Source organism: Thermosediminibacter litoriperuensis (assembly GCF_008124715.1).
Lineage (GTDB): Bacteria > Bacillota > Thermosediminibacteria > Thermosediminibacterales > Thermosediminibacteraceae > Thermosediminibacter > Thermosediminibacter litoriperuensis.
The window spans coordinates 1-1,243 of the sequence record NZ_VNHO01000065.1 but is presented as its reverse complement, the minus strand read 5'-3'; the positions used below and the strand labels follow the sequence as shown (position 1 = coordinate 1,243).

The 1,243-nt window shown below is 49.5% G+C and carries 2 protein-coding genes; both read right to left on the bottom strand.

Annotation, left to right across the window (positions count from 1 at the left end; all coding sequences use genetic code 11):
* A partial coding sequence (locus tag LZ11_RS12245; protein WP_148868129.1) for a hypothetical protein occupies positions 1–656 on the bottom strand: 656 nt, incomplete at its 3' end.
* A 97-nt stretch (positions 657–753) separates the two neighbouring features.
* A complete protein-coding gene (locus LZ11_RS12240) occupies positions 754–1,017 on the bottom strand; it encodes a Veg family protein (RefSeq protein WP_148868128.1) in 264 nt (87 codons plus the stop codon).
* Between the last annotated feature and the right edge of the window lie 226 nt (positions 1,018–1,243).

The following is a 1,243-nucleotide window of genomic DNA, read 5'->3' as shown; positions in this document are numbered from 1 at the left end:
GGCTTTGCCACCGCCGCATCGACCAGGTTATAGGCTGCCCTGTGTTTCATAAAGGCGACCCGGTAATCGGGCCTGATCATCCTGATGAAAAAGTTCATGAGGTTCTCCCCCCGGCGCGCTATGGGACACCGGCTGGGGGTGACGTCCTTTTCTACGGGAATGAACCTGTAAAGGTGGGCGATAACATCCTCGGACCCGCCGCCGTCATAGGGGCCCGGCTGCATGATGGGGTCGCCCACAGCGGCCTTGCCGTCGCGTCCGTTGCTGGCGTTGGCCAGCACGTGATTGTTCGATAGAATCAGGGGTTCGCCGGTGCTTTCGTCCCTCACTACAGCGCCGAAAGTGCCCGCGGTAACTTTGTAATGCCCGATGCTCATCCCGGGCATGGCGGGCCTGGTCTTCTGGGTCCTCGCGGCCAGAAGCCTGACATCCCCTACCTCAATTATATCGGTGTACACCTCTTCCAGCTTTTTGGGCACCACGTGGTTCGCCGGAAGCTCTCTTTCGGGTTTTTTCTTCCTCACCAGGATCATTATTGCCGGTTCGTTGGTGGTTCTTCCCTCTATAATCTTATAGCCCAGGCCGGTACCTACCACGTTTTCCAGCTTCAAAAGCTTTTTCTCGTAGCGCCGCAAAATTCTCTCGGCTCTTAACACAAAGACCCCCCTTTGCTGCCTTTAGCCGCTTTAATATATAATATTCAGGCCGGGGGTCTTTGTTTAAAAAAGACAAAAAAAAAGTCCTCTTTGAGGACTAGTTTGACGCACTCTTTTCTTTCTGGCACAGCGTGAGCTGGACCGTCTCGGTGAGTATATCCGAGTAACTGTAGGATATTCGTCTTACTAACTCGGGGGATTCCTCGACCCTGACCACAAATATACTGGGATATACCTTTTCCAGTATACCTTCCTTTTCAAAGGTCTTCTTACGGCCCCGGTTGGCTTTTATCCTCACCTTTTTGCCCACGTAGGGCTCGATGCTCTTTTTAATCTTGAGGAGAGTGTTCTCGGTGGCCATGAAACCTCACCCCGCTAGAAATACAAAATACACGTAATTATTATAACATTTATGCCCCCAAATGTCAAATATTATAATATTTTAGCAACCCTGATGCCTTTTGTCAACAGATCCATCCCCGAAAAAAAAGGCGGTTAATTGTAAAATTAAATGCGACAGTAAAAAAAGTTGAACCATAGCATGAAACCCGATATGATGTTGGTTGACAAAAAACTAACACATATGG

Excerpts from the sequence above, each read along its gene's own strand:
- LZ11_RS12240 (WP_148868128.1), bottom strand. The coding sequence starts at position 1,017 with ATGGCCACCGAGAACACTCTCCTCAAGATTAAAAAGAGCATCGAGCCC.